Origin of the sequence: Brevundimonas sp. C43 (assembly GCF_030732185.1) — a bacterium.
In the GTDB taxonomy this organism is placed as follows: Bacteria; Pseudomonadota; Alphaproteobacteria; order Caulobacterales; family Caulobacteraceae; genus Brevundimonas; species Brevundimonas diminuta_C.
In genome coordinates this window covers 1,236,694-1,257,272 of the sequence record NZ_CP132231.1, presented here as the reverse complement: position 1 = coordinate 1,257,272, position 20,579 = coordinate 1,236,694, and the positions used below count along the sequence as shown (strand labels likewise).

24 protein-coding genes are annotated in these 20,579 nt (G+C 65.7%); 15 read left to right on the top strand and 9 right to left on the bottom strand.

The window, feature by feature from the left end; translation table 11 throughout:
- Positions 1 to 1,123, top strand: a protein-coding gene (gene prfB / locus Q9R14_RS06355) for a peptide chain release factor 2 (protein WP_099052186.1) whose coding sequence is annotated in 2 segments (ribosomal slippage) — positions 1 to 69 and positions 71 to 1,123 — 1,122 coding nt in all. Because the reading frame shifts where the segments join, the coding sequence is not laid out codon by codon here.
- Positions 1,124 to 1,210: 87 nt separating this feature from the next.
- Here the strand turns inward: prfB and Q9R14_RS06350 are convergent.
- The 4 genes from Q9R14_RS06350 to Q9R14_RS06335 all read right to left on the bottom strand — a co-directional run bounded on the left by Q9R14_RS06350 (position 1,211) and on the right by Q9R14_RS06335 (position 4,393).
- Positions 1,211 to 1,756, bottom strand: a complete 546-nt coding sequence (locus Q9R14_RS06350) for a polymer-forming cytoskeletal protein (RefSeq protein ID WP_082503411.1) — start codon at positions 1,754 to 1,756, stop codon at positions 1,211 to 1,213.
- Positions 1,757 to 1,870: 114 nt separating this feature from the next.
- A complete protein-coding gene (locus Q9R14_RS06345; RefSeq protein WP_306003859.1) occupies positions 1,871 to 2,335 on the bottom strand; it encodes a peroxiredoxin in 465 nt (154 codons plus the stop codon).
- Complete coding sequence (gene tyrS / locus Q9R14_RS06340) at positions 2,335 to 3,588, bottom strand: tyrosine--tRNA ligase (protein ID WP_306003858.1); 1,254 nt, start codon at positions 3,586 to 3,588, stop codon at positions 2,335 to 2,337. Before tyrS ends, Q9R14_RS06345 begins: the two co-directional genes overlap by 1 nt.
- A gap of 616 nt (positions 3,589 to 4,204) precedes the next feature.
- Positions 4,205 to 4,393 carry a hypothetical protein gene (locus tag Q9R14_RS06335; RefSeq protein WP_306003857.1) on the bottom strand — a complete coding sequence of 63 codons (189 nt, stop codon included), beginning with the start codon at positions 4,391 to 4,393 and terminating at the stop codon, positions 4,205 to 4,207.
- A 71-nt stretch (positions 4,394 to 4,464) separates the two neighbouring features.
- On the opposite strand from Q9R14_RS06335, the gene Q9R14_RS06330 reads away from it, so the two are divergent.
- The 5 genes from Q9R14_RS06330 (at position 4,465) to ahpF (ending at position 9,367) form a co-directional block, all read left to right on the top strand.
- On the top strand, positions 4,465 to 4,983 hold the full coding sequence (locus Q9R14_RS06330; RefSeq protein ID WP_306003856.1) for a DOMON-like domain-containing protein: 519 nt from the start codon (positions 4,465 to 4,467) through the stop codon (positions 4,981 to 4,983).
- A complete protein-coding gene (locus Q9R14_RS06325; protein WP_306003855.1) occupies positions 4,980 to 6,182 on the top strand; it encodes a DUF1343 domain-containing protein in 1,203 nt (400 codons plus the stop codon). The genes Q9R14_RS06330 and Q9R14_RS06325 overlap by 4 nt, the downstream gene beginning before the upstream one ends.
- Before the next feature lie 62 nt (positions 6,183 to 6,244).
- On the top strand, positions 6,245 to 6,928 hold the full coding sequence (locus tag Q9R14_RS06320) for a DUF6624 domain-containing protein (RefSeq protein WP_306003854.1): 684 nt from the start codon (positions 6,245 to 6,247) through the stop codon (positions 6,926 to 6,928).
- 107 nt (positions 6,929 to 7,035) lie between these two features.
- Positions 7,036 to 7,599 carry an alkyl hydroperoxide reductase subunit C gene (gene ahpC / locus Q9R14_RS06315; RefSeq protein ID WP_017504020.1) on the top strand — a complete coding sequence of 188 codons (564 nt, stop codon included), beginning with the start codon at positions 7,036 to 7,038 and terminating at the stop codon, positions 7,597 to 7,599.
- A gap of 178 nt (positions 7,600 to 7,777) precedes the next feature.
- Positions 7,778 to 9,367, top strand: a complete 1,590-nt coding sequence (ahpF, locus tag Q9R14_RS06310) for an alkyl hydroperoxide reductase subunit F (RefSeq protein WP_306003853.1) — start codon at positions 7,778 to 7,780, stop codon at positions 9,365 to 9,367.
- A 1-nt stretch (position 9,368) separates the two neighbouring features.
- On the opposite strand, the gene Q9R14_RS06305 is transcribed toward ahpF, so the two are convergent.
- The 3 genes from Q9R14_RS06305 to Q9R14_RS06295 form a co-directional block, all read right to left on the bottom strand.
- Positions 9,369 to 9,674 carry a hypothetical protein gene (locus Q9R14_RS06305; RefSeq protein WP_306003852.1) on the bottom strand — a complete coding sequence of 102 codons (306 nt, stop codon included), beginning with the start codon at positions 9,672 to 9,674 and terminating at the stop codon, positions 9,369 to 9,371.
- Positions 9,675 to 9,679: 5 nt separating this feature from the next.
- The gene (locus Q9R14_RS06300; protein WP_306003851.1) at positions 9,680 to 10,492 is read right to left on the bottom strand and encodes a transporter; all 813 of its coding nucleotides are present in this window, start codon (positions 10,490 to 10,492) and stop codon (positions 9,680 to 9,682) included.
- Positions 10,493 to 10,577: 85 nt separating this feature from the next.
- Complete coding sequence (locus Q9R14_RS06295) at positions 10,578 to 11,228, bottom strand: alpha/beta hydrolase (protein WP_017504016.1); 651 nt, start codon at positions 11,226 to 11,228, stop codon at positions 10,578 to 10,580.
- 158 nt (positions 11,229 to 11,386) lie between these two features.
- Here Q9R14_RS06295 and Q9R14_RS06290 point away from each other — a divergent pair, with 158 nt between their 5' ends.
- From Q9R14_RS06290 to Q9R14_RS06250, 9 genes are read left to right on the top strand one after another with little or no spacing between them, the layout of a single operon-like run.
- Positions 11,387 to 11,866: an Rrf2 family transcriptional regulator gene (locus tag Q9R14_RS06290; protein WP_055753471.1), complete on the top strand. Its 480-nt coding sequence runs from the start codon at positions 11,387 to 11,389 to the stop codon at positions 11,864 to 11,866.
- On the top strand, positions 11,863 to 13,002 hold the full coding sequence (locus Q9R14_RS06285) for a cysteine desulfurase family protein (RefSeq protein ID WP_306003850.1): 1,140 nt from the start codon (positions 11,863 to 11,865) through the stop codon (positions 13,000 to 13,002). Before Q9R14_RS06290 ends, Q9R14_RS06285 begins: the two co-directional genes overlap by 4 nt.
- A complete protein-coding gene (gene sufB / locus Q9R14_RS06280) occupies positions 13,002 to 14,468 on the top strand; it encodes a Fe-S cluster assembly protein SufB (RefSeq protein ID WP_306003849.1) in 1,467 nt (488 codons plus the stop codon). Before Q9R14_RS06285 ends, sufB begins: the two co-directional genes overlap by 1 nt.
- A 13-nt stretch (positions 14,469 to 14,481) precedes the next feature.
- The gene (gene sufC / locus Q9R14_RS06275) at positions 14,482 to 15,243 is read left to right on the top strand and encodes a Fe-S cluster assembly ATPase SufC (RefSeq protein ID WP_242076671.1); all 762 of its coding nucleotides are present in this window, start codon (positions 14,482 to 14,484) and stop codon (positions 15,241 to 15,243) included.
- Positions 15,240 to 16,262: a Fe-S cluster assembly protein SufD gene (gene sufD / locus Q9R14_RS06270; RefSeq protein WP_306003848.1), complete on the top strand. Its 1,023-nt coding sequence runs from the start codon at positions 15,240 to 15,242 to the stop codon at positions 16,260 to 16,262. Before sufC ends, sufD begins: the two co-directional genes overlap by 4 nt.
- Complete coding sequence (locus tag Q9R14_RS06265; protein ID WP_306003847.1) at positions 16,241 to 17,479, top strand: cysteine desulfurase; 1,239 nt, start codon at positions 16,241 to 16,243, stop codon at positions 17,477 to 17,479. Before sufD ends, Q9R14_RS06265 begins: the two co-directional genes overlap by 22 nt.
- Positions 17,480 to 17,483: 4 nt before the next feature.
- On the top strand, positions 17,484 to 17,873 hold the full coding sequence (locus Q9R14_RS06260; RefSeq protein WP_039247388.1) for an SUF system Fe-S cluster assembly protein: 390 nt from the start codon (positions 17,484 to 17,486) through the stop codon (positions 17,871 to 17,873).
- A gap of 13 nt (positions 17,874 to 17,886) precedes the next feature.
- Positions 17,887 to 18,276, top strand: coding sequence for an iron-sulfur cluster assembly accessory protein (locus tag Q9R14_RS06255; RefSeq protein WP_055753478.1), 390 nt, complete (start codon positions 17,887 to 17,889; stop codon positions 18,274 to 18,276).
- A gap of 1 nt (position 18,277) precedes the next feature.
- Complete coding sequence (locus tag Q9R14_RS06250; protein WP_306003846.1) at positions 18,278 to 18,637, top strand: TfoX/Sxy family protein; 360 nt, start codon at positions 18,278 to 18,280, stop codon at positions 18,635 to 18,637.
- Here the strand turns inward: Q9R14_RS06250 and Q9R14_RS06245 are convergent.
- On the bottom strand, positions 18,630 to 19,382 hold the full coding sequence (locus tag Q9R14_RS06245; RefSeq protein ID WP_306003845.1) for a 1-acyl-sn-glycerol-3-phosphate acyltransferase: 753 nt from the start codon (positions 19,380 to 19,382) through the stop codon (positions 18,630 to 18,632). The genes Q9R14_RS06250 and Q9R14_RS06245 overlap by 8 nt on opposite strands.
- A 37-nt stretch (positions 19,383 to 19,419) precedes the next feature.
- The gene (locus Q9R14_RS06240; protein WP_306003844.1) at positions 19,420 to 20,469 is read right to left on the bottom strand and encodes a GGDEF domain-containing protein; all 1,050 of its coding nucleotides are present in this window, start codon (positions 20,467 to 20,469) and stop codon (positions 19,420 to 19,422) included.
- Positions 20,470 to 20,579: the final 110 nt, after the last annotated feature.

The window sequence follows — 20,579 nt, the reverse complement described above, 5'->3', positions numbered from 1 at the left end:
ATGAGACCGGATGTCGAGGCCATGAAGGCCGACATCGAGCAGAGCGTCGCTCTGCTCAGGAGGCGTCTTTGACTGGGATGTCGCTCTAAGAAAGCTGGATGAGCTGAACGCGCGGGTCGAGGATCCGACGCTGTGGGACAAGCCCGACGAGGCCCAGGCCGTCAGCCGCGAACGCTCGCAGCTGGAAGGCAAGATCAACACCGTCAAGGCGATGGAGCAGGACCTCGAAGACGGGGTGATGCTGGCCGAGATGGCGGACGAGGAAGGCGACGAGGGCGCGCTGGAAGACGCGCGCGCGTCGTTGCGCGGCATCAAGGAACGCGCCGCCCGCGCCGAACTGGAAGCCCTGCTGTCCGGCGAGGCCGACGGCAACGACGCCTATCTTGAAGTCAACTCCGGCGCCGGCGGCACCGAGTCGAACGACTGGGCCGGGATGCTGCTGCGCATGTATTCCCGCTGGGCCAAGGCGCACGGCTACGAGGTCACGATCGAGGCGCACGAGGAGGGCGAGCAGGCGGGGGTCAAATCGGCCACCATCCTGATCGAGGGGCCCAACGCCTATGGCTGGCTGAAGTCGGAATCAGGCGTGCACCGCCTGGTCCGCATCAGCCCTTATGACGCGGCGGCCAAGCGCCACACCAGCTTCGCCTCCATTGGGGTGTCGCCGGTCGTGGACGACGCGATCGAGATCGACATCAATCCCTCGGACGTGCGCACCGACACCTATCGCGCCTCGGGCGCCGGCGGTCAGCACATCAACAAGACCGACTCGGCCGTGCGCCTGACGCACACCCCGACCAACACCGTCGTGGCCTGCCAGGCCGGCCGGTCGCAGCACCAGAACCGCGAGATGGCCTGGAAGATGCTGCGCGCGCGCCTGTACGAGCTGGAATTGCAGAAGCGTGAGGCGGCGGCTCAGGCGCTGGCCGACGCCAAGACAGACATCGGCTGGGGTCACCAGATCCGCTCCTATGTCCTGCAGCCCTATCAGATGGTGAAGGACCTGCGGACCGAGGTTGAGACCTCGGACACCCAGGGGGTGCTGGACGGCGACCTGGACGCCTTCATGGGCGCGGCCCTGGCCCAGCGGGTCGGAGAGACCCGCGGATCGAGCGTGGACTGACGGAAAAGGGCGGCTCGGATGAGCCGCCCTTTTTGTTTTGGCCTATCGGCCTTGCAGCCGACTTGAGCCCCTTCACATTCGACGCGGTCAGGCGGCGGTCTTGTCCGCCTTGTCGGCCTTCGGCGAGGGAGCTTCCAGCATGGCGGCGCCGGGCGTGTCGCGCTTGGCCTGATTGCAGCGGCCCTGGAACCAGGCGCCTTGGTCGATGGCGAGTTGCTCTTGCGTGATGTCGCCCTCGACGCGGGCGGTGGCGTGAAGCTTGACCTGCTTCGCAACGATGGCGCCCGAGACGCGGCCGCGCACGTCAAGGACGTCGGCATGGACCGTGCCCTCGACCGAGCCGCCTTCGCCGATCACGACGCGCGAGACGCGGACGTCGCCCTTCAGCGAGCCGTCGACCTGAAGCTCGCCGGCGCCGGAGATGTTGCCTTCGTATTTCACGCCGGCCGACAGGGTCGAAAGATTGCTGGACCGGGCCGCCGGACGGGCCGGTTCAGGCGCGCGCGGCGCAGGCGTCGTGGCGGGCAGGGACGGCGTGCTCGCAGCCGTCGGCGTGGGCGTGGTCGGTTCGGGCGCCGGGGGGATGCCCAGGCCGTTCGATCCGCTGTCGTAGGATTTGCTCTTGGTGAACATGGTGCGCTCCGCATCTGCCAGCCAAGGCCGGCCAAGCCCCTATTAGCCCCGACGCCCACTAGGCCGTGGAGGAGGGGCCAAGGTCAAGCATCGCTTCCGAACGATGCTCGCCGATCACAGGGCCCTGGCGGCCTCCAGGACGGCTGCGGCGTGGTCGGCGACCTTCACATTGCGCCAGGCCTTGGCGACGCGGCTCTCGGCGTCGATCAGGAAGGTGGCGCGCTCGATGCCCATATATTCGCGGCCATAAAGCTTTTTCTGCACCCAGACGCCCCAGGCCTCGCAGGCGGCGCCGTCCTCGTCGGAAGCCAGGGTGACGGCGAGATCGTATTTGGCCTTGAACTTGTCGTGCTTCTTCACCGTGTCCCTGGACACGCCGATGACCGGCACGCCGAGCGTGGCGAAGTCGGTGGCGAGGGCGGTGAAGTCCTGGGCCTCGCGGGTGCAGCCTGTCGTGTCGTCCTTGGGATAGAAATAGACGACCGCGGGCTTGCCCTTGAGGGCGGCGAGGGTAATGCGGCCGCCGCCGTCCGTGGGCAGGTCGAGGGCGGGCGCGGGCTGGCCTTCGGTTGCGGACATCAAACAGGTCTCACCAGAACGATCTTTTTCTTGCCGGCCGCCAGTTTGATGACGCCGTCCTTGAGGTCGGCTTCGGTGAGCAACTGGGCGCCGTCGGACACCGCGGCGTCATTCAAGCGCAGGCCGCCGCCCTGGGCCAGGCGACGGGCCTCGCCGTTGGAGGCCGTCAGGCCAGCCTTGGTCACGACAGCGGCGATCATGGCGCCGTAGACCTCGGCCGACGGCAGTTCAACGGTCGGCAGGTCGGCGGACAACTGGCCTTTTTCGAAGTTGCTTTCGGCGGCGGCGCGCGCCTTTGCAGCCTCGTCCGCGCCATGCAGCAGGGTGGTCGCCGCATCGGCGAGGGCCTTTTTGGCGTCGTTGATCGCCGCGCCTTCCAGCGCTTCGTATTGCGCGATCTGTTCCAGGCTCAAGTCGGTGAACAGGCGCATGAAGCGGCCGACGTCGGCGTCCTCGGCGTTACGCCAGAACTGCCAGTAGTCGTAGGGGCTGAGTTGTTCGGCGTTCAGCCAGACGGCGCCCTGAGCGGTCTTGCCCATCTTGCCGCCCGACGCCGTGGTCAGCAGCGGCGTGGTCAGGCCGAAGGCGGCCTTCTGATCCACGCGGCGCACCAGATCCACGCCCGAAGTGATGTTGCCCCACTGGTCCGAGCCGCCCATTTGCAGGGTGACCTTGTGGCTGCGGTTGAGCTCCAGGAAGTCCACCGACTGCATCAGCATGTAGTTGAACTCTAGGAAGGTCATGGGCTGCTCACGCTCAAGGCGCAGCTTGACCGAGTCGAAGCTCAGCATCCGGTTGACGGTGAAGTGGGTGCCGAAATCTCTCAGGAACTGGATGTAGCCGTAGCCGGACAGCCAGTCGTCATTGTTGACCATGACCGCATCGGTCGGTCCGTCGCCGAACGTCAGGAACTTAGCGAAGACCGTCTTGATGGTGTCGATGTTGGACTGGATCGTCTCTTCGGTCAGTTGCGGACGCGACGTATCCTTGCCGGTGGGGTCGCCCACCTTGGTCGTGCCGCCGCCCATCAGGACGATGGGCTTGCCGCCCGCCTGCTGAAGCCGGCGCAGCATCATGATCTGGATCAGGCTTCCGACGTGCAATGACGGCGCAGTGGCGTCGAAGCCGATATAGCCCGGCACCACGCCCGCGGCGGCCGCCTCGTCCAGTTCGACGGGATGGGTGATCTGGTGGATGTAGCCGCGCGCCTGAAGCGTGCGGAGGAAGTCGGATTTGAAGGCGTGTTCGGTCATGGTGAGGCTGGGTTAGCAGGGATGACGAGGGTCGTCTTCCCCTAGTCGAGGCGGCGTCGGCTGTTCAGACGGCGCGGATGAAAAACACCGTCTAAAGTGTCTAATCCGTCTAATCTCGGTCGGCGCGAAATTGCACCGCAACGCGAAAACGCGTGCAAAATGCAAGGGGGTGCAACTTCAGGCGGAGCGGCTGTGGGCATGGCGCGCCCATTTTAGCGCCGTTTCGAGACGCGATGGGTGGGACGACGCTGCTTGGCCATAGAGCGTTGTAAAGCCAGCCGACATCCCGAGAAGATGCGATGGCTGGCGACTTTTAGACCGGCGATTTCACCTTCAAGGAATCAGCCGGTTGAGGACTAGCGCGACCAGAGCGGTTCCCACTGTCCACGCCAGAAACACAGAGGACGGTTCGGAAGAAGCGCCGCTGACTGCCAAACAAAGAACGAGCGGTCCGAACAGGAGGTGGAAGCGATCCTTCAGCATCTGACGCTTCTCAGAGAAGGTCATCTGCGGACCGTAGGGGGAGCGCTTGGGCATATCGCGATGTTTTCACGGAGGTCCGACGCCCGCAAGGGTTGATGAGGCGTTGGGGAAAAGTCGGAAGCCGGCTCTCGGTCTAGCGCGTGGGCTTGCGAAGCAGCTTTCGCTCGACCAGCCACCAGGTGGCGTTCGCCAGAGACGCCCCGATGGCGCCGCAAAGCGCCAGCGCCAGCATGTGCGGCAAAGGCGGGGGCGCGGCCTCGCTCAAGAGCAACAGCGCAAAGATATAGGCGAATGTCAGCGCAAAGAGGACGAGGGGCTTCATCTCCAGATTGTAGATTCGCCGCCTGGGTTGATGCAATCGACGAGTTGGCTGGCCTGCGATACGAAGGCGCCATGCGCTTGCCCCTGATCCCGCATCCGACATCCAGCCCGGCCGGGCTGACGCTGGAGGTCGAGGCGCGTCGCGCCGGGCCGGTGCTGAGCCTGGAGTATGTGCTGGCCGGACCGGTGGAGGGGGTGTGGCGGCCGGGGGCGGCGGCGCGGGTGCGGACGGACGGGCTGTGGCAGGCGACCTGTTTCGAGGCGTTCGTGCGGACGGCGGGCGGCTATGTCGAATACAATCTGTCGCCGTCGGGGACGTGGGCGGCCTATCGGTTCGACGGCTATCGCGAGGGGATGCGGGAGCTGGAGATGCCCGCGCCCTTCGTCGTGACGCGGTCGGCGCCCGGACAGTTCGTGCTGACGGCGGACGTGACCTTGCCGGAGGATGCGGTCGGGGCGGCGGGCCTGAAGACGGGCTTGGCGGCGGTGATCCGGGGCATGGACGGGGCGATCGGCTATTGGGCGCTGGCGCATCCTTCGGATAAGCCGGACTTTCATCATCCCGACTCGTTCGCGCTGGACCTGACATGAACTTCGGCCTCGACCGCCTTTTGTCCGACGACGCCCTGAGGGCGCAGCTGAAGGGACGGCGCGTGGCCTTGCTGGCGCATCCGGCGTCGGTGACGAAGGATCTGACCCATGCGGTGGACGCGCTGGCCGCCTGTTCCGAGATCCGCCTGACCGCCGCCTTTGGTCCGCAGCACGGGATGAAGGGCGATCTGCAGGACAATATGATGGAGAGCCCGGATTATCGCGATCCGGTCCACGGCTTCCCGGTGTTCAGCCTGTACGGCGAGGTGCGGCGGCCGCGCGACGAATGGATGGCCGAGTTCGACGTGCTGCTGGTCGATCTGCAGGACCTGGGCTGCCGCATCTACACCTATGTGACGACCCTTCTTTACGTGCTGGAGGCGGCGGCGAAACACGGCAAGTCGGTCTGGGTGCTGGACCGGCCCAATCCGGCGGGACGGCCGGTCGAGGGGATGACGTTGAAGCCCGGCTGGGAGAGTTTCGTCGGGGCCGGGCCGATGCCGATGCGCCACGGCATGACGATGGGCGAACTGGGCCTGTGGTTCATCGACCAGTTCAAGCTGGATGTGGATTATCGGGTGGTGGAGATGCAGGGCTGGGCGCCCGAGGCAGGGCCGGGCTTCGGCTGGCCGCTGCTGGACCGGTCATGGGTCAATCCCAGCCCCAATGCGCCGAACCTGTCGATGGCGCGCGCCTATGCGGGCACGGTGATGCTGGAAGGGGCGACCTTGTCGGAGGGGCGGGGGACGACACGGCCATTGGAGCTGTTCGGGGCGCCGGACATCGACGCGCGCGCGGTCATCGCGGAAATGCAGGCGCTGGCGCCGGAATGGCTGGGCGGCTGCGTCTTGCGCGACATGTGGTTCGAGCCGACCTTCCACAAGCACGTCGGAAAGCTGTGCAGCGGGGTGCAGATCCACGTCGATCACCCCGGCTATGACCACGCGGCCTTCAAGCCGTGGCGGGTTCAGGCCTTGGGCTTCAAGGCGATCCGGCGGCTGTATCCCGACTATGACCTGTGGCGGGATTTTCCGTACGAGTATGCGTTCGGCAAACTGCCCATCGACGTGATCAACGGCGGGCCGGGCCTGCGGGAATGGGTGGACGACGCAGGCGCGACGCCAAGCGATCTGGATGCCGCGACCCAGCCGGACGAGGCGGCGTGGGAAGAGGCGCGGCGGCCGTTCCTGCTGTATTGAAATCCGCCCAAACTTCGCCATGAAAGCGGCATCACCTCGCGTTTAGATTGTGGAGGGGCGTCATGATTGGATTGATCATTGCGGGCGCGCTGTTGGCGCAGCAGGCGCCAGTCGGCCTGAGTGCCGAGGCGAGAGCGCTTGTTGCGCCGGTCGCTGAGGCGATCGCAGCCGAAAAGGCGCGGCAGGCCGGCTTGCCGCCGCCAATGACAGATCGCGAGCGACTCGAACGCATGGGCGCGCTGGATCAGGTCGGCAGGCGGGCGTTCACAGTGCTGGATTTCAGCGCCCTGCCTGCCGACGAGCGACAAACCGCTGAGACCTTGGCGTGGGCGGACATCAACGCGGTGGACAAGGCCTTGCTGGACGAGCTTTTGACCATGGTTCCGGCGGAAGGATGGTTCAAAAAGTCGGTCTATGGCGAGCGTGCAGCCGGCGCCGCCTTCCTGATCATTCAGCATTCCGATCTGGAAAACTGGCGACGATTCGTTCCTGTGCTGGAGCCGCTGGTCGCGCAGGGCGAAGTCGAGGGTCAGAGCTATGGTCTGATGTACGACAGGCTGGCGATAAACGAAGGCCGCCCGCAGCGTTACGGCACGCAGATGACCTGCAAAGATGGGCGTTGGGTGGTCGACACTCTGGAGGATCCCGAACGCGTCGAACAATGGCGTCGTGAAATGAAATTCCCTTGGACGCTGACGCAATACGAGGCGCGCTTCAGGGACTATCCGCCTTGCACCCAGCAATAAGATCCATAACTAAAATCTATTGCGCATCTGCAAATAAGTGATTGGGCTTATTTGGTGCGGTGCGGTAGGGAGGGCGCCTCCCAACCACCTTGCATTGGATTTTGCGCATGGCCCTCATCAACACGACCATCAAACCCTTTACGGCCGAAGCCTATAAGGGCGGCAAATTCCTGACGGTCACGGACGCCGACGTTGCGGGCAAGTGGGCGATCTTCTTCTTCTATCCGGCCGACTTCACCTTCGTGTGCCCGACCGAACTGGAAGACCTGGCGGATCACTATGCCGAGTTCCAGAAGCTGGGCGTCGAGATCTATTCGGTGTCGACGGACACCCACTTCTCGCACAAGGCCTGGCACGACTCGTCCCCGGCGATCGGCAAAATCGAATACACGATGCTGGGCGATCCGTCGGGCCTGGTGACCAACAACTTCGACGCCATGCGTCCGGGCGTGGGCCTGGCCGACCGCGCGACCTTCCTGGTCGATCCGGACGGCGTGATCCAGTTCACCGAGACGACGTCGGAAGGCATCGGCCGCAACGCCGCCGAACTGCTGCGCAAGGTCAAGGCCGCCCAGTATGTGCGGTCGCACCCGGGTGAAGTCTGCCCGGCCAAGTGGGAAGAAGGCGAAGCCACCCTGGCCCCGTCGCTCGATCTCGTCGGCAAAATCTAAGACCCCAGGTTCGGCCGGCGGCGTTTCGATGTCGCCGGCCTGGACGCCCGATCCTTTCGGCGTTCGCAGAGGCCGCGGGGTGCGTAGCGTTTCCAGCCCCGCGGCCTTTTTGCGTCCTGTCCTCGCCTGAAGCGGCTTGAGGGCGGCGCTCAACCTATTGAATTCCGAGGAGCATCCGATGCTAGACGCCAATCTGAAATCCCAGCTCGAAGCCTACCTCAAGAACATCGTCCACCCCGTCGAACTGGTCGCCTCGCTGGGCGCGGGGCCCAAGTCGATCGAGCTGAAGACCCTGCTGGAGGAGATCGTCTCGGTCTCGCACGGCAAGGTGGAGATGGGCCGCGACTATGACGACGAGCGCCAGCCCAGCTTCCTGATCCGCAGGAAGGGCACGGATATCGGCGTGCGGTTCGCGGGCATTCCGCTGGGCCATGAGTTCACCTCGCTGGTTCTGGCCCTGCTGCACGTCGGCGGCCATCCGTCCAAGGCGGCGCAGGAGGTGATCCAGCAGGTCAGGGACCTGGACGGCGACTATGTGTTCGAGACCTATTTCTCGCTGTCGTGCCAGAACTGCCCGGACGTGGTGCAGGCGCTGAACCTGATGAGCGTGATCAATCCACGCATCAAGCACGTCGCCATCGAGGGCGGCCTGTTCAAGGACGAGGTCGAAGACCGCAAGATCATGGCCGTGCCGACGGTCTTCCTGAACGGCGAGCTGTTCGGTCAGGGCCGGATGGAGCTGGAGCAGATCGTCGCCAAGCTGGATTCGGGCGCCGAGGCACGCGCGGCCGAGCGTCTGAAGTCCAAGGATCCGTTCGAGGTTCTGGTGGTCGGCGGCGGGCCGGCCGGAGCGGCGGCCGCCATCTATACCGCGCGCAAGGGCATTCGCACGGGCGTTGTCGCCGAACGCTTCGGCGGCCAGGTGCTGGACACGATGGCGATCGAGAACTTCGTCTCGGTCCCCTACACCGAAGGACCCAAGCTGGCGGCCCATCTGGAGCAGCACGTCCGCGAGTATGAAGTGGACCTGATGAACCTGCAGAAGGCGGCCAAGCTGATCCCGGCCAAGGTTCCAGGCGGCCTGCACGAGGTGGTGCTGGAGAACGGCGCATCGCTGAAATCGCGCACCGTCATCCTGTCGACCGGCGCGCGGTGGCGCCAGATGAACGTGCCGGGCGAGGACCAGTACAAGAACAAGGGCGTGGCCTATTGCCCGCACTGCGACGGGCCGCTGTTCAAGGGCAAGCGGGTGGCGGTGATCGGCGGCGGCAACTCCGGCGTCGAGGCGGCCATCGACCTGGCGGGCATCGTGGCCCATGTGACCCTGATCGAATACGACAGCGAGCTGCGGGCCGATGCGGTGCTGCAGCGCAAGCTGGCGACCCTGCCGAACGTGCGGATCGTGACCTCGGCCCTGACGACCCAGGTGCATGGCGACGGCGAGAAGGTGACGGGTCTGTCCTATAAGGACCGTAACTCCGACGCCCATCACGACGTCGATCTGGAAGGCATCTTCGTGCAGATCGGTCTGGTCCCGAACACCGAATGGCTGCACGGCGCGGTGGGCCTGACCCCTCGCGGCGAGATCGAGGTGGATCACCGCGGCGAGACCTCGCAGCCGGGCATCTTTGCGGCGGGCGACGCGACGACCGTGCCCTACAAGCAGATCGTCATCGCCATGGGCGAGGGGTCAAAGGCGGGTCTGTCGGCCTTCGACTACATGATCCGCACCGAGCCGGCGAAAGAGGTTGTGGCAGAACCGGCGTGATCTAATCGGGCCGTGCGATCCGCTTTCGCACGGCCTTCACGATCTCGATCAGGATCGCCCAGATCAGGGTGACGAGGAAGTAGATCCAGCGGGCGGCGAGATACAGGCCCATCGGCGCCGCCCACAGCAAAGCCCAGACATTGTAAGGCAGCGAGGAGTGGGTAAGCTTGCCCGCGACCAGTGCAAGCGCCCACATCGGCAGCGACAGCATCAGATAGTTGGGCAGGGTGATCCTGGGCCGCAACCACGCCCAGACTGTCGTGGGTTTCGCTTCCGCCGGCTCGGCCTTTCTTTTCCGCCGCGTCATCTCGCCTAGAATCGCCGTGCGAGACCCACGCCGAACTCCACATCCGGGCTGTCGTCGTTCAGGCCGAAGTTGAGGCCGAAGTCCAGCTGGGCGTCGGGCAGGGCCGGGGGCGACCAGACGGCGGTCAGGTCGAAGGTGGACGGCGTGGTCGGGGCGACGGGATCATCGTCGCGGCTGATCCAGACCTCGGCGCCCAGGTCCCATTGGCCGAAGCCGCGTCCGACGCCGGCGACCATCGTATAGGCGCCGTGGCGGCCGTCGCCGTCCGCGTCCGAGACCCAGTCGATCTCGGGCGACAGGCTCAGGCTCCAGTCGTCGTTCAGCGGGATGGAGACCGGCAGGATGAAGCCGCCCTCGAAACCGTCGGCGCGAATATCGCGCGCACCCGTCGGCGCAGTGATGAAACCAGATATTGCGACGGACAGACCCGAGCCGTCAGGGTTCTTCAGCGAGTGCCGCAGGCCGATACTGAGATCGCCGACGCCCTCGGCCACCTCACGGTCGCCGGTCGCGCGGTCGAGGATCCGTTCGCGGTTCCAGGTCGTGAGCCCGAGCTGAAGCTCGGTCAGGCCCGTCAGGCCATAGCGCACGAAGAGATCGCCGGCGTCCCAGGTGTCGGTCCGTGTCGTGCCGTCCGTGTGGCGCGCGCCGTCGAACAGGCCGAGTTCGACCTGCCAGCGGCTCTTGTCGAGGATGCAGGTCGGCGTGCCCTTGCCGGGGCGATCGGCGCAGAAATCGCGCTCTGGCGCAGACTGAGCCGCCACCGCCGTGGGCGAGGCCAGGCAGGCGATCAAGGCGATCAGAAGGGGCGGGCGCATGGCGAATCTCGCAGCGATGTCTCGCGCGATCATGCCGCCCGCGCCTTAATCAGCCGTGACGCCAAGCCGAATAACAAGCCGGATGTCAGGCCGGCTTTTCTTCCAGACGCTTGTCCAGATAGGCGCCGACGCGGGTTTCGACCGCGCTCATATGGTCCTGCCAGAAGTGGCTGGCGCCCTCTTCCAGTTCGTAGTCGATGATGATGCCCTTTTGGGTGCGCAGCTTGTTGACCACGCGCTCGACCTCGACCGGCGGGACGATGGTGTCGGCCGTGCCGTGCAGGAACAGGCCGGACGCCGGGCAGGGCGCCAGGAAGCTGAAGTCGTACATGTTCGACGGCGGCGAGACCGAGATGAAGCCGTCCGTTTCGGGGCGACGCATCAGAAGCTGCATGCCGATGTAGGCGCCGAACTGATAGCCGGCGACCCAGGTCTGGCTGGCGCCCGGATTGTTGGCCTGGAGCCAGTCGAGGGCGGTGGCCGCGTCGGCCAGCTCGCCGATGCCCGAATCGAACTCGCCCTGCGACTTGCCGACGCCGCGCGAGTTGTAGCGCAGGGTCGCAAAGCCGCGCTGCTGGAACAGCTGATGCAGGGTGACCGCGACCGGGTTGTTCATGTGCCCGCCCGCCTTGGGATGCGGGTGCAGGATCAGCGCGATCGGGGCGTTCGGGCGCTTGCCCGGGGAATAGCGGCCTTCGATGCGACCGGAGGCGCCGGGCAGGATGACTTCAGGCATAGGGGCTCTGGAATCCGTTCAACTGTCATTTCGCGAGTGCGTAATACTTGACCGCAGAGGTGGGACTTTCTAAGTCCCTCCGCAAGCGCGCCGCCTTTGCGAAGGCGCGGGTTCTAGCACAGGAGCCCCGAAAAGCGCGCAATTTTTGAAGGTGCGAAATGCGTCTGTCGACCAAGGGACGATACGCCGTGATGGCGATGGCCGATCTGGCGAAGAACGGACGCGGCGAGAGCGGTGAAATCCGGGCGGTTTCGCTGGCCGAGATCGCCGCGCGCCAGGAGATTTCGCTGAGCTATCTGGAGCAGTTGTTCGCCCGTCTGAGGAAGAGCGAACTGGTCAAGAGCGTGCGCGGACCGGGCGGCGGCTACCGTCTGGCCAAGGCGGCGCACGAGACGGTGGTCGCCGAGATCGTGCTGGCGGTGGATGAACCGATCCGGGCGACGCGATGCGTGGCGCATGGCTCACCCAAGGGCTGCATGCTGGCCGGCGAACGCTGCATCACCCACAATCTTTGGGAAGACCTGGGCGACGAAATCCATCGCTATCTGGCCGGCGTGTCGCTGGAGGATGTGGTGATGAACCGCACGGGCCAGCGTCGGCGCAACGTCGAGCCCTCTGCCGTGGGGGTGGCGGCATGAGCGGCGTCTATCTGGACTACAACGCCTCGGGCCTAGTGCGGCCGGAAGTGCTGGACGTCATGGCGCGGGCGCTGGCCGACAACGGCAATCCGTCGGCGGTCCATGCGGCGGGCCGGCGGGCGCGGGCGCGGGTCGAGACCGCGCGGGCGCAGGTCGCGGACCTGGTCGGGGCCGATCCGACGGCGGTGGTGTTCAACTCAGGCGGCACTGAAGCCAATGCCCAGGGCATCGCCAGCGCGCTGGCGGCCGGTTGCGAACGGCTGATCGTGTCGGCGACCGAGCATCCGTGCGTGGCCGAGACGGCTGCGAATGCGGGGGCGCCGGTCGAGGTGCTGCCGGTCGATGCGAACGGGGTGGTCGGTCTGGACTGGCTGGCGGAGGCGCTGCGCCGTCCGGGCCGGGCCGTGGTCGCCATCCATCATGCGAACAACGAAAGCGGCGTCATCCAGCCGATCGCCGAGGCGGCGGCCCTGGTGCGGGCGGCGGGCGGCTGGCTGCATGTCGACGCCATCCAGTCGGCGGGCAAGATCGTGGTCGATATACGTGCGCTGGACGCGGACACCCTGACCTTGTCTGCGCACAAGCTGGGCGGGGCGCAGGGCGTCGGCGCCCTGATCTTCAAGGCAGGCCTATCGGGCGTGCGGATCCTGCACGGCGCGGGGCAGGAGCGGGGCCTGCGCGCCGGGACTGAGAATGTGCCGGGCATCGCCGGGTTCGGCGTCGCGGCCGATTGCGCCGCGCGGGATCTGGAGACGATCGCTTCGCACGTCGCCTGGCGCGATGCGGCCGAAGCCAAGGTCAAGGCCGCGGGCGCGACGATCATCGGCGGCGGGGCAGCGCGGCTGCCCAACACCCTGTTCATGGCGGTCGAGGGCTGGGACAGTCCGCAGCAGCTGATTACCCTGGATCTGACGGGCGTCATGGTGTCCGCCGGCTCGGCCTGCTCGTCGGGCAAGGTGAAGCCGTCCAAGACCATCAGCGCCATGGGCCTGAATGCGCTGGCGACCGGGGGCGTACGCGTCTCCGGCGGATGGGGCACGGTCGAGGGCGACTGGGCGCGGTTCGCCGACGCCTGGGTCGCCGCCTACAACAAGCACAAGACGCGCGCCGCCGAGCGCGTGAGAGAGGTCGCCTGATGGCCGCCGTCAAGGAAACAATCGACGCCGTCGCCGCGCTGGAGAAGTACGAGCACGGTTTCACGTCCGACATCGAGACGGAGTATGCGCCCAAGGGATTGAACGCCGAGATCGTGCGCTTCATTTCCGAAAAGAAGGGCGAGCCGGAATGGATGCTGGAATGGCGTCTGGCCGCCTATGAGCGCTGGCTGGCGATGGAGGAGCCGACCTGGGCGGCGGTCCGTTACGAGCCCGTCGATTATCAGGACCTGTTCTACTATGCCGCGCCCAAGAAGAAGGACGGGCCCAAGTCGCTGGACGAGGTCGATCCCGAGATCCTGGAAATCTACAAGAAGCTGGGCATCCCGCTGAAGGAGCAGGAGGTGCTGGCCGGGGTGCAGGGCGCGCCCAAGGTCGCCGTGGACGCCGTGTTCGACAGCGTGTCGGTGGTCACGACCTTCAAGGAAGAACTGGCCAAGGTCGGCGTGATTTTCATGCCGATTTCAGAGGCCTTGCGCGAATATCCTGATCTGTTGCGGCAATACCTGGGGTCGGTGGTGCCGGTCTCTGACAACTATTTCGCAGCGCTGAACAGCGCGGTCTTTTCGGACGGGTCGTTCGTCTACATCCCGCCGGGCGTGAAATGTCCGATGGAGCTGTCGACCTATTTCCGCATCAATGCGAGCCAGACGGGCCAGTTCGAACGCACTCTGATCATCGCCGACAAGGGGGCCTACGTCTCCTATCTGGAAGGCTGCACCGCGCCGATGCGCGACGAGAACCAGCTGCATGCGGCCGTGGTCGAGATCGTGGCGCTGGACGACGCCGAGGTGAAATATTCGACGGTCCAGAACTGGTATCCGGGCGACGCCGAGGGCAAGGGCGGCATCTACAACTTCGTCACCAAGCGCGCCGATTGCCGGGGCGATCGGTCCAAGGTCAGCTGGACGCAGGTCGAGACCGGATCGGCCGTCACCTGGAAATATCCGTCGTGCATCCTGAAGGGCGAGGAGTCGTCCGGCGAATTCTACTCCATCGCCATCACCAACGGACATCAGCAGGCCGACACCGGCACCAAGATGATCCACCTGGGCAAGAATTCGAAGTCGCGGATCATCGCCAAGGCGGTGTCGGCGGGTCGGTCGGATTCGACCTATCGCGGTCTGGTCTCGGTGCATCCGAAGGCGACGGGCGTGCGCAACTTCACCCAGTGCGACAGCCTGCTGATCGGCAAGGACTGCGGCTCGCACACCATCCCCTATATTGAGGCGCGCAACGGCTCAGCCCAGCTGGAGCACGAGGCGACGACGACGCGCCTGTCTGACGACCAGCTGTTCTACGCCCAGCAACGCGGGCTGTCGCAGGAGGAGGCGGTGGCCCTGCTGGTCAACGGCTTCGTCCGCGACGTGATGCAGAAACTGCCGATGGAGTTCGCCGTCGAGGCGCAGAAGCTGGTGGCGATCAGCCTTGAAGGCTCGGTTGGATAATCAAGAAGAAACAATGCTTAATATCAACAACCTTCATGTCTCTGTCGGCGAAAAGCCGATCCTCAAGGGGCTGACGCTCGACGTTCCCGCAGGCGAGGTGCACGCCATCATGGGGCCGAACGGGGCCGGCAAGTCGACGCTGGGCTACGCCCTGTCGGGACGGCCGGGCTATGAGGCGACGGAAGGATCTGTCGAATGGTCGGGCGAGGACTTGCTGGCGCTGGACCCGGCCGAGCGGGCGGCCAAGGGTGTCTTCCTGTCGTTCCAGTATCCGATCGAGATCCCCGGCGTGCCGGCCCTGACCTTCGTGCGGACGGCGCTGAATGCGCAAAAGCGCGCGCGGGGCGAGGAGGAGGTGGCGGCGCCGGCCTTCCTGAAGCTGGTTCGCGAGGCGTCCAAGGCGCTGAAGATGGACTTCGACATGCTGAAGCGGCCGTTGAACGTCGGCTTCTCCGGCGGTGAGAAGAAGCGGATGGAGATCCTGCAGATGGCGCTTCTGGAGCCGTCGCTGCTGATCCTGGACGAAACCGATTCCGGCCTGGACATCGACGCCCTGCGCATCGTGTCGGAGGGCGTGAACGCCCTGCGGCGTCCCGACCGCGCCATGCTGGTCATCACCCATTATCAGCGGCTGCTCGACTACATCAAACCGGACCGGGTGCATGTGCTGGCCGGCGGCCGGATCGTGGCCTCGGGCGGGCCGGAGCTGGCGCTGGAGCTGGAGGCGGAAGGATACGACAAGTATCTGCCGCCAGTCCTAGAGGGGGCGGCATGAGCGCGGCCTTCGCCATCGACCTGTCCGACGCCGAGACCTATCCGTCGCGACGAACGGAGGCGTGGAAATACAGCGACCTGAAGCGCTATCTTCGCACTGCGCCGGAGCCGTCAGGCACGGCTGAGGTCGGGCCGCCGGGACCGTTTTATGATCTGGGCGGAGAAGCGATCGTGTTCGCCAACGGGCGCGCCGTGGGCGTGACCGACTTCATCGCCTCGGGCGAGCGGACGCTGCGGCTGCGCTATGTGTCGGACGCCGTCGGCACGGGCCACACGGCCAGCGCGCGGGTGTCGGCGCGCGCGGGAGCCAAGCTGCTGCTGCTGGAAACGCATGAGGGCGCAGGCTCGGCCTATGTGGCGCACAATACGCTGGAGCTGGACGTGGCGGCCGGCGCCGAGGTGACGCGCGTCGTCCTGGTCGAGGAGCCGGAGGACGCCATCTCCATCGCCGAGGCCCATGTGAAGGTCGAGGCGGGCGGCGTCTATCGCCAGACCATCGTCACGACCGGCGCCAAGTTGCAGCGGATCGAGACGCGCATCACCCACTATGCGCAGGGCGCTCAGGTCCAGGCCGACGGCCTTTATCTGCTGAACGGATCGCGCCATGCCGACCTGACCAGCGTGGTGCGTCATGTCGAACACGACGGCGCGACTTCGCAGTTGATCAAGGGCGTGGCGCGCGATACGGCGCGCGGCGTTTTCCAGGGCAAGATCGTGGTCGAGCGCGGCGCCGACGGCACCGATGCGCGGATGGGCCACCATGCGCTGATCGCGTCGGAGCGAGCCGAGATCGACGCAAAGCCGGAACTGATCATCTATGCCGACGACGTGCAGTGCGCGCACGGCAACACGGTGGGGACGCTGGACGAGAGCGCCCTGTTCTACATGCAGCAGCGCGGCATCCCGGCCGACGAAGCCCGCGCCCTGCTGACCCAGGCCTTCCTGATCGAGGTCATCGACCGGATCGAGCATGAGGGCGCGAGAGAGGTGGCGCGGGAATGGCTGACGGCGCGGTTGTGAACACCTTCGATCCCTATGCCGTGCGGGCGCAGTTCCCGATCCTGTCGCGACAGGTGAACGGCAAGCCGCTGGTCTATCTGGACAATGCGGCCTCGGCGCAGAAGCCGCGCGCCGTGATCGACGCCCTGGTCGCGACGATGGAGGGCGGTTACGCCAACGTCCATCGGGGCCTGCACACCCTGTCGAACGAGGCGACCGAAGCCTTCGAAAGGGCGCGCGAGATTGTCGCCCACTTACTCAACGCCGAGAGCGCCGAACAGGTGGTCTGGACCAAGGGCGGGACCGAGGCGATCAATCTGGTGGCCAACGGGCTGGGGCTGAGCATCGAGCCGGGCGACGAGATCATCGTCTCGGAGATGGAGCATCACTCCAACATCGTGCCGTGGCATCTGCTGCGTGAACGGCGCGGGGCGGTGATCAGGTGGATTCCGGTCAAGGACGACGGGTCGCTGGACATGACGGCCTATGCCGACCTGCTGGGGCCCAGGACGCGGATGGTTGCGGTCACCCACATGTCGAACGTGCTGGGGACGATCAATCCGGTCGCCGAGATCACGCGACTGGCCCATGCGGCCGGGGCTCAGGTGCTGATCGACGGGTGCCAGGGGGCGGTCCATGCGACGCCGGACGTTCAGGCCATCGGCTGCGACTTCTATGTCCTGACCGGCCACAAGCTGTTCGCCCCGACCGGCATCGGCGCCCTGTACGGCAAGGCCGAGGCGCTTGAGGCGCTGCCGCCCTATCAGGGCGGGGGCGAGATGATCGAGACGGTCGAGCAGGACCGCGTGACATACGCCCGGCCGCCGCACCGGTTCGAGGCGGGGACGCCGCCGATCCTGGAGGCCATCGGCCTGGGCGCAGCCTTGGAATGGCTGGCGCAATACGACCGGGCGGCGGTGCAGGCGCATGAGCATGCCCTTTATCAGCACGCTGTCGACCGACTTCAGGGTCAGAACTGGCTGCGGATTTTGGGGCAGGCCGAAGGCAAGGGCGCGATCCTGACCTTCGCCGTCGAGGGCGCGCACGCCCATGACGTGGCCCAGATCATGGACCGCTACGGGGTCGCCGTTCGGGCCGGTCTGCATTGCGCCGAACCGCTGGCGAAAAGAATGGGGGTGACGTCGAGCACCCGCGCCTCCTTCGCCCTATATAACACCGTGGAGGATGCCGACGCCTTCGTGGATGCGCTGATCAAGGCGCGGAACTTCTTCGTGTAAGCCGATGACAGACCAACCGATTCAAGACAGCGACGCCTTCAGGGACGCCTGGGACGAACCCCAGAAAAGCGCCCTGTCGCAGGCCGAGCTGGACACCCTGACCGATCAGCTGATCGAGGCGCTGAAGACGGTCTATGACCCGGAAATCCCGGTCGATATCTATGAACTGGGCCTGATCTACCGCGTGGACGTCAACGACGATCGCGACGTGGTGGTGGACATGACGCTGACGGCGCCGGGCTGTCCGGTCGCCGGCGAAATGCCGGGCTGGGTCGAGACGGCGGTGGAGAAGGTCGAGGGCGTGCGCAGCGCCAAGGCCAATCTGGTGTTCGATCCGCCGTGGGACGCCTCCAAGATGAGCGACGAGGCCAAGCTGGCCCTGAATATGTTCTGATGGACCTGTTCTGATGACCGAGCTTCAAGCCACATCCCGTCCGCGCCGCCCGCGCCCCAAGGCCGTCACCCTGACGGACGCAGCCGCCGAGCGGGTGCGTGAGATCCTGGACAATGCCGAGAACGATCACATCGGTCTGAGGATCGGGGTCAAGAACGGCGGGTGCGCCGGGCAGGAATACACCTTCGCCTATGCCGACGAGATCGGGCCGATGGACGAGGTGGTCGAGGACAAGGGCGTCACCATCCTGATCGAGCCCCGGGCCGTGCTTTTCCTGATCGGCACCGAGATCGACTATGAGACGACGCGTCTGGCGTCCAAGTTCGTGTTCAACAATCCGAACCAGACCGACGCCTGCGGCTGCGGCGAGAGCGTGACCATCGTGCCGGTCGCCGCCGACTGAAATGGCTTACGATGCGGACTTCGGCGAGTGGGTCCGCGAGCATTTCCATGCGCTCGGCCGTCTGGAGATCAAGCGCATGTTCGGCGGGGCGGGGGTCTATGCCGCCGGCGTCATGTTCGCCCTGCTGGACGACGGCGTGGTCTGGCTGAAGGGCGACGAAGCCCTGGGCGAGGCCTTCGTCGAGGCCGGTTCGCGCCAGTTCACCTATCCGACCAAGGACGGCCGCACGATGAGCATGGGCTACTGGACCCTGCCGGAGACGGCGCTGGACGATCCTGACGAAGCCGTCGCCTGGGCCCGGCGGTCGCTGGACGTGGCGGTGAAGAAGGCGTCGGGGAAGAAGCCGAAGCCCGTTACTTAGTCGGTGTGTCGATCAGCACGGCCGGCGTCACGGGTTGACCCGTGGCCTGGGCGACGAGCTCGGCGGTGCGGGTCTCGATGACGGCTTCGAGGCGAGCCAGGAATTCCTCCTTGGGCAGGCCGACGGGGATCGGGGCGAGGAACTCCAGCGTCGCTGTGCCGGGGTGTTTTTCGTACTGTTCCTCTGGCCAGAAGAGGCCGAGGTTGGTGGCGAGCGGCACGACCGGCACGTCGAAGTCGCGGTACATGTGCCAGACGCCAGAGCGGTATTTGAACTTCTTGCCGACGGGCGCGAGGTGCCCCTCGGGATAGATCAGGATCTTGCGATTTTCGGCGCGGGCCTCGGCGGCGCGCATGGCCAGGGCCTTGCGCGCTTCGTGGCCGCCGCAGGAGTTGACGACTATGGCGCCCAGTTTCTTCAGCACTCCGCCCAGCAGGGGAAACTTTTCCAGGTGATCGCCGGTGACGAAGGCGATGTCGTCGAACTGATCGTAGGTCGCAAAGCCGTCGCCCCAGCTTTGATGCTTGGAGGCGATGATGAAGGCGCCCTCGGGCAGGCGGTCCTTGCCACGCACGTCCAGCTTGATGCCGGCGAAGATCGACATGGCCTGAACCATGCGCTTCACATAGCGACGGATGACCCAGCTGGCCGGGCCGCGACCGGGGGCGAGCGCGGCGAAGGCGGCGGTCAGCCCGTAGCCGATCGACAGGATCCAGTAGGCGACGTTGAAGGCGAAGCTGCGCATGGGACGACTATGGCAGAAAGCTTGGCCTTGTCAGACCCTAAGCCGCCTTTTCGAGCGAGGAGGCCGGCGTGACGCAGTTTCGGCCCGCACGCTTGGATTCGTACAGGGCGGCGTCTGCGCGTTCCAGCAGACTGGCGGCGGTTTCACCTTTTTGGCGCTGAGCGAAGCCCGCAGAAACCGTGACTGAGCCCAGGTCGTCATTGGTAGAACGACGGCGCAGCGCGCGTGACGCCACGTCGTTGCGAATGCTTTCAAGCGCCGCCATGACGACGCCAGCGCCTTCACCCGGGAAGATGATCGCGAACTCCTCGCCGCCGAACCGGGCGGCGAATCGGGTCTTGCCGCAGATGTTGGACAGGACGGTGGAGACATAGCGCAGCACCTGGTCGCCGGTCTGGTGGCCCCAGGTGTCGTTGAACCGTTTGAAATGGTCGATGTCCAGGATGGCCAGGCTGAGCGGCGCGCCGTCATCCTCGGCGCAGGCGGCCTCGAGCCGTTCGTCGAAGGCCTTGCGGTTGGCCAGATTGGTCAGGGCGTCGGTCATGGCGTCGCGGCGCACCTGTTCCAGGTTTTCGCGCAGGCGGATGACTTCCTTATTGGACTTTTCCAGACGCTTTTCGAGGATCGCCGTTTCGCGGCGCACGCGGTTGGTCGCGGTCGACAGGTCGCCGACCAGATCCTTCAGTGAGGACGGATCATCGACGGTTTCCATGCACTGGGAGGCGTCGGCGAGGGTCTCGCCATAGTCGTGCTGGGTCTTGTGCGCCATGGCGATGGCGCTGGCGACGCTGGCCAATTCGCGGTCCAGCACGGCGCCGACGTCGCGGATCTGATCCGGCAGCCGACCGCGCGGCAGGAACTCGGCGGCCAGCATTTCGGACGTCTTGTCAGTGATGACGGCGGACTGCGCCAGCAGACGGCGGATTTCCTGGGCCAGGGGGCCGTCGGGGTCGCTGATGTAATGCAGCCAAAGCTCGAAGTTCAGCGGCGTGGGCCACACGCCGGCCTTTTCCATTTCGCCGATGACGTTGCGCGCCAAAGCATAGGCTTGAGGAGCTCTTAGCGCCGTCTCGACCTTTTTCGACATTCTTGTTCCCCTGAGCTCCTGTTCTGGAGCTGTGTCGGGGCGCACACTACGGGATGTTCCGTAATGCAGGGTAAACGACGCGGCGTTTCACCGCGCCGTTGTGTACGAAT